Consider the following 5,648-nt stretch of genomic DNA (forward strand, 5'->3'; position numbering starts at 1 on the left):
AGATCGCAGCCGAACGAAGGGCACCCTCAACAACTCCATCCATATCCTTTTTACCTACGTCATGGATACGCGGTCCATAGGCAATATTATCATAAATGGACATAGGAAAAGGATTGGGTTTCTGGAAAACCATACCTACCTGCTTCCGGAGTTCAACAACATCAACATCTTTTCCGTAAAGATTCCTACCTTTAATTGAAACTTTACCTTCAACCTTACAGTTTTTGATAAGATCATTCATCCTGTTTAAGCAGCGGATAAAAGTAGATTTTCCGCAACCTGAGGGACCTATAAGAGCAGTTACGCTGTTTTTGGGGATCCGCATGGAGATATTATTAAGAGCCTGCTTTTCCCCATACCACAGATTTAAATTCTCAACAGATATCTGGGGCTGAGCTACGTTTTGAACAGCTTCAGTCATTTATGAACCTCAATTTTCACATATACATTAAAAATTATGAAAATGTTAAATTTTTACTTTTTGCCTGTAATGACTGCGGATCAAAACCGCAATGATATTCAAACCTAGCACGATAATCAACAAAACCAAGGCCGTCCCGTACTGAAGAGAGCGAGTTTGAGCGATGCTTGTCCCAGAAGTGGCCAGCACAAAGAGATGATATGGAAGAGCCATGAACTGAGAATACATAGAGTCGGGCAGCCTTGGCAGGAAGTAAACGACACCTGTGAGGAGAATAGGAGCTGTCTCCCCTGCAACCCTTCCAATGCTGAGAATAGAACCTGTAACAATTCCAGGAATAGCAGCAGGTAATACCACATGCTTGATAGTCTGCCATTTGCTGACCCCGAGTGCAAGAGAGGATTCTCGATACTCTTTTGGAACTGCAATCAGGGCTTCCTGGGTAGAACGGATAATGACAGGAATAATCAGAAGAGAAAGAGTAAGGCAGGACGACAATAAAGAAGAACCAAAATCAAAATATTTAACAAAAAGTGCCAGCCCAAAAAGCCCGAACACTACAGAAGGGGTTCCTGCAAGATTGTTAATTGCCATTTCTATAATCCAGGTTGTGCGGTTTTCTACTGCATATTCGTTCAAGTAAACGGCAGCCATAATTCCCATAGGGAGAGCTACAGCCATTGATCCTATTATCAAGAGAATAGTGCCTATAATCGCGGGATAAATTCCGCCTTCGGTCATCATCATACGGGGCATTTCAGTAAGGAACTCAATACTAATTGCACTGTACCCATTGTACATAATATAAGCAAGGATAATTACTACAAATGCAGCTATTGCCACAGCTGAAAGGCTAAGAAGTGCAAAGGCAACTTTTTCACTAGTTCTTGCATTCAGTCCCATACTTAGCCCACCTTGAACCCGAATAGATTTATGCTCATTTTCATTTACATTAGAACTTAATTCCATGCTCAATCCACCTTGAATTTGTATCTTTTTTTGATCATATCTCCAATCAGGTTAATCAAGAAAGTTATAACGAAAAGCACAGTTCCAACTGCAAAAAGAGCATGAAAGTGAGCACTCCCCTGAGGGACTTCACCCATTTCAAGTGCAATTGTAGCAGTCATTGTCCTTACAGGGTTGAGAATGCCACCGGGAAAAGAAGGAATTACTGCAGTATTTCCTGTAACCATCATGAGTGTCATTGTTTCCCCTATAGCTCTTCCAACCCCAAGCATTACCGCCGCTGAGATTCCCGATAGAGCTGCAGGAACTATGACCTTATATATAGTCTGCCATCTTGTAGCTCCCAGAGCGAGCGAACCCTGCTTGAGAGTACTGGGAACCGAGCTTATTGCATCTTCTGAGATGGTAATGATTGTAGGAAGTGCCATAACTGCAAGCATAATGGAACCTGTAAGAGCGGTTTGCCCAGTAGGTAGATTAAGAGTATTTTGTATAAACGGAACAAGTATAACAAGTCCAAAGAATCCGAATACAACAGAAGGAATCCCTGCCAAGATTTCAACAAAAGGTTTAAGGAACCCTGCAATCTTTGGTGGGGCAATCTCAGAAATATAAATAGCACAAGCAATACCCAGAGGTACTGCAAAAATGATTGCTCCGGCAGTAACAAGAAGAGAACCTAAAAATAGAGGTAATAGCCCAAACTGCCTGTTTACTGATGTCGGGTACCAGAATTTTCCTGTGAGAAAGTCTAGAAGGGACGTGTCTTTAAAGAGAAGTAAACTATCCCTAAATAAAAAGATGCATATAAGGAGAAGGACAATGACCGTAAGGGCACTTACTGAGAAAAGCACCGATTCGATCGCCTTTTCCTTATAATTTCTGTCAAACATATTTTTCCCTTGAACCTTTTAAAAATTGTTACTTTTTTAATGGAATATACCCGATTGTACTCACAATTTTTTGCCCGTCCTCACTCCTCACAAAGTCGATGAATTCCTTTGTAAGACCTGAAGGTTCACCATTGGTGTAGAAGTAAAGAGACCTTGAAAGTGGATATGAACCATTAAGTATACTTTTGGCAGTTGGAGCTACAGAGCCGTTTCCAGCATCCAGACTAAGGGCTTTTACACTGCTGTCGAGATACGCAAAACCAATGTATCCTATTGCATTAGTGTTCTGAGTTACTTCAGAAACTACTCCACCAGTAGCAGGCTGAGTAAGAGCATCAGGTCGGTATTCATCGCCTTTCAAAACGTCTTTCTGGAAGTCTTTATACGTTCCGGAACTGGTATCTCTAGAAATAACTGTTATTGGCTTGTCTTCACCACCGACTTCCTTCCAGTTGCTGATGCTTCCATTGTAGATACCGCGAAGCTGGTCAAAAGTAAGGTTAGAAACAGAATTAGAAGGATTTACAACAACTGTAATACCGTCATAGGCAACAGTAGTTTCTACAGGATTAACGCCATTTTTCTTAGCGGCTTCAGTTTCATTAGCATCAATTTCTCTGGATGCGGTAGCAATATTTACTTCACCGTCAATGAGCGCAGCAATTCCAACACCGGATCCGCCTCCAGTGACTGTTATGCTTTTCCCAGAGTTCTTATTCATAAATTCTTCAGCTTCAGCCTGTGCAAGAGGCAGAACTGTATCAGATCCTTTCAAAGAAATGCTCTGCACTTCACCAGAAGTAGCTCCCTGTGGTGCTTCTGCAGCAGTGGTTTCCTGCACGGGAGCTTCTGAAGAGGTTTCCTGAGCTGGGGAAGAACCTCCCTTATTCTTTTCAGCACATCCAATTCCCAAAAACACCAGTCCGATTACTAACAATAAAAGAACTGAGTAAGTTTTTAATTTATCTACCATGTCAAAGACGCTCCTTTAAATAAATATGACTAATCAACAATTTACATACATTAACTGAGTGTACCGTATAACGCATAATAGATAAAAGAAATATATAAAGATTCTCAATATACTCTATAGGGAATTAGTAATCCATTATAAACATATACCTAAGTAAGATCTAATATAGCTACTATAGTAAATATATAAATTTGAAATTAGGCTAGCAAAGTAGTCATAGCATACTTTGACTTCAAATAGGTTTACAATAAAAAGAAAATATTTTTTTTAGATATTATAACAATATCTATCGTGATTCTTATATAGAAATGGGAAAACTATATGTACAAGATAAGAATATCATTGATTAGTAGCGTGGGAACAGAAATATACGAACAGACCCTACATGCTATCAGCAAGAAATTAACTAACTATCCCATGTTACTTCTTTTACAGTGAACCAGTAGCTCAAATCTCTTCTTTTTCTTTTTTGGATGGCAATAAGTCAACAAGTTGACATCTTCAAGATTTTCGCGTAATTGCGTTTTGCACCTCAATTCTCATGAAGCTCCTTTTGAGTTTTCTCGCAGGTTAGTTTTTGAATACAGATTCAGCTAAACAAAAGAATACTCAAAGAAAGAATCTCATCTAGGCTTAGAGAATTTAATCTTGTATATAGAGAATATACTTATATTATTAATCTCTTTTTTTCTTTCATATATATTGACTAAATCGAATAACTATATCTATAACTCTGTGACTTCTAATTCTAGAAGTCAAAACGTGAATAAATAAGACAGAGGAATAAGATATCAGAAAAATAGTACATATTTCAGACATTCATTTCTCAGAGGCATATTATATGCCTGAGATTGCAGATTCAATGCTTGAAAACATAAACAGGAACTCTCCGGATATTGTAATAATCACCGGCGACCTTACTGAGAATGGACTTGCAGCCGAGTATAATGGAGCAAAGAAATTTATTGATAGGATTGAATGCAAAAACAAGGTGATAGTTCCAGGAAACCATGATTCGAAAAATGCTGGTTACCTCTTTTTTGAGGATCTTTTCAAAACCAGATCAACTTTCGGGCACTTTGGTGAAGTCACTGTTGTAGGGCTTGATTCTTCCCAGCCAGAACTTGACGAAGGACATATCGGAAGGGAGAATTACAGCTGGATAGAGAACACTTTTTCAGTAAATGGTTTCAAAATTTTTGCTCTGCATCACCACCTTATTCCAATTCCCAGAACTGGCAGAGGAAATAATGTACTTGTAGATGCGGGAGACGTTTTGGAACTCCTGGACCGTTCAGGTGTGAACCTTGTGCTCTGTGGGCACTGGCATATCCCCTGGGTCTGGAGATTAAACGACATGCTCGTCATCAGTGCGGGAACTGTCTGCTCTTCTAAAGTTCGTGGAAAAATATCTCAATGTTACAACTTGATTGAGGTTGATGCGCCAGAATCCGATTGCAAACGTTGGCATTTGCAAGTTTACAGAATTTTCTTTAGAGGAGAAAAAGAGAGGGTTGTTGATAGTATAATATAATTTATTTAAGACAGGTTACAAAAGAGAACCAGATGCAGCTAAAAGAGAGGATTAAAGCCAACGAAATCTTCTCGGGTATTCCTAATCTTCCGAAATCCGGATACAGGAAAAAAAGAAGATTCTCTTTCTGTGTTACCCATAACTCGGCTAGGTCACAGATGGCAGAAGGTCTTTTAAGGGCTATTTATGGAGATCGATCGATACGAGGCTTACAGCGCCGGCGTTGAGGCCACATCTGTTATCCTCACGCTGTTATAGTCATGAAGGAAATCGGCATCGATATTTCCAATCAGCGCTCTAAAACTCCACAGGAATTCCAGGATACTATATTTGATCTAGCGGTTATGGTCTGCGATCGGGCTAAAGTGGCCTGCCCTATTTGCAGTACAAATCTACAGCTTCCGACTAAATCTCCAAAAGCAAGAGAGGTAATTCACAAAAGTTTTGAGGATCCTGCTGTGGCTGTGGGGTCAGAGGAAGAGCAACTCATAGTTTTCCGGCGAGTCAGAGATGAAATAAAAGATTGGATCTTGCAGACATTTGAGAAATTTGAAGGCTGCCAAATATAAGGGGAATATATTTGACTGCTGCCAAACAGATAGATATCCAATGATTCTTACAGGCAAGGGAGGCCTATAATTTATAACTTAGTTCCTTAAATCTCATTCTGACAAAAAGGGGTAGTGGGGCTATGAAAAAGATTCGAATAGGAATGTTTTCCTGGGAAAGTTTGTATTCGATCCGTGTAGGAGGGATTTCACCCCACGTATCTGAACTCTCAGATGCTCTTGCGGCAGAGGGACATGAGGTTCACCTGTTTACACGAGACCTTGAAGATAAAGATGAGATAATAAATGG

Annotated in this window: 7 protein-coding genes; 3 read left to right on the forward strand and 4 right to left on the reverse strand. The window is 39.8% G+C overall.

All coding sequences use genetic code 11. The features are described from left to right. The 4 genes from BP621_RS12375 to BP621_RS12390 form a co-directional block, all read right to left on the reverse strand. Window positions 1-421 (reverse strand): phosphate ABC transporter ATP-binding protein (locus tag BP621_RS12375; RefSeq protein ID WP_292390406.1); only part of this gene is annotated, 421 nt, incomplete at its 3' end. 45 nt (window positions 422-466) lie between these two features. Next, window positions 467-1,324, reverse strand: a complete 858-nt coding sequence (gene pstA, locus BP621_RS12380; protein WP_292390417.1) for a phosphate ABC transporter permease PstA — start codon at window positions 1,322-1,324, stop codon at window positions 467-469. Window positions 1,325-1,392: 68 nt separating this feature from the next. Then, window positions 1,393-2,283: a phosphate ABC transporter permease subunit PstC gene (gene pstC, locus BP621_RS12385; RefSeq protein ID WP_292390408.1), complete on the reverse strand. Its 891-nt coding sequence runs from the start codon at window positions 2,281-2,283 to the stop codon at window positions 1,393-1,395. Between the two features lie 28 nt (window positions 2,284-2,311). Further along, window positions 2,312-3,256, reverse strand: a complete 945-nt coding sequence (locus BP621_RS12390; RefSeq protein ID WP_292390411.1) for a phosphate ABC transporter substrate-binding protein — start codon at window positions 3,254-3,256, stop codon at window positions 2,312-2,314. Between the two features lie 841 nt (window positions 3,257-4,097). Here BP621_RS12390 and BP621_RS12395 point away from each other — a divergent pair. The 3 genes from BP621_RS12395 to BP621_RS12405 form a co-directional block, all read left to right on the forward strand. Continuing rightward, window positions 4,098-4,790: a metallophosphoesterase family protein gene (locus tag BP621_RS12395; RefSeq protein ID WP_394339307.1), complete on the forward strand. Its 693-nt coding sequence runs from the start codon at window positions 4,098-4,100 to the stop codon at window positions 4,788-4,790. A 260-nt stretch (window positions 4,791-5,050) separates the two neighbouring features. Beyond that, window positions 5,051-5,359 (forward strand): arsenate reductase ArsC, encoded by a 309-nt coding sequence (locus tag BP621_RS12400; protein WP_292390415.1) that lies wholly within the window; start codon window positions 5,051-5,053, stop codon window positions 5,357-5,359. A 122-nt stretch (window positions 5,360-5,481) separates the two neighbouring features. Continuing rightward, on the forward strand, window positions 5,482-5,648 hold a 167-nt coding region (locus BP621_RS12405; RefSeq protein ID WP_292390422.1), incomplete at its 3' end, for a glycogen/starch synthase.

This window comes from Methanosarcina sp. UBA5 (assembly GCF_002505485.1).
Classification (GTDB): Archaea; Halobacteriota; Methanosarcinia; order Methanosarcinales; family Methanosarcinaceae; genus Methanosarcina.

Coding starts and splice junctions, on each gene's coding strand:
- pstA (WP_292390417.1), bottom strand. CDS start 1,324: ATGGGACTGAATGCAAGAACTAGTGAAAAAGTTGCCTTTGCACTTCTT.
- pstC (WP_292390408.1), bottom strand. CDS start 2,283: ATGTTTGACAGAAATTATAAGGAAAAGGCGATCGAATCGGTGCTTTTC.
- BP621_RS12400 (WP_292390415.1), top strand. CDS start 5,051: ATGAAGGAAATCGGCATCGATATTTCCAATCAGCGCTCTAAAACTCCA.
- BP621_RS12390 (WP_292390411.1), bottom strand. CDS start 3,256: ATGGTAGATAAATTAAAAACTTACTCAGTTCTTTTATTGTTAGTAATC.
- BP621_RS12395 (WP_394339307.1), top strand. CDS start 4,098: ATGCCTGAGATTGCAGATTCAATGCTTGAAAACATAAACAGGAACTCT.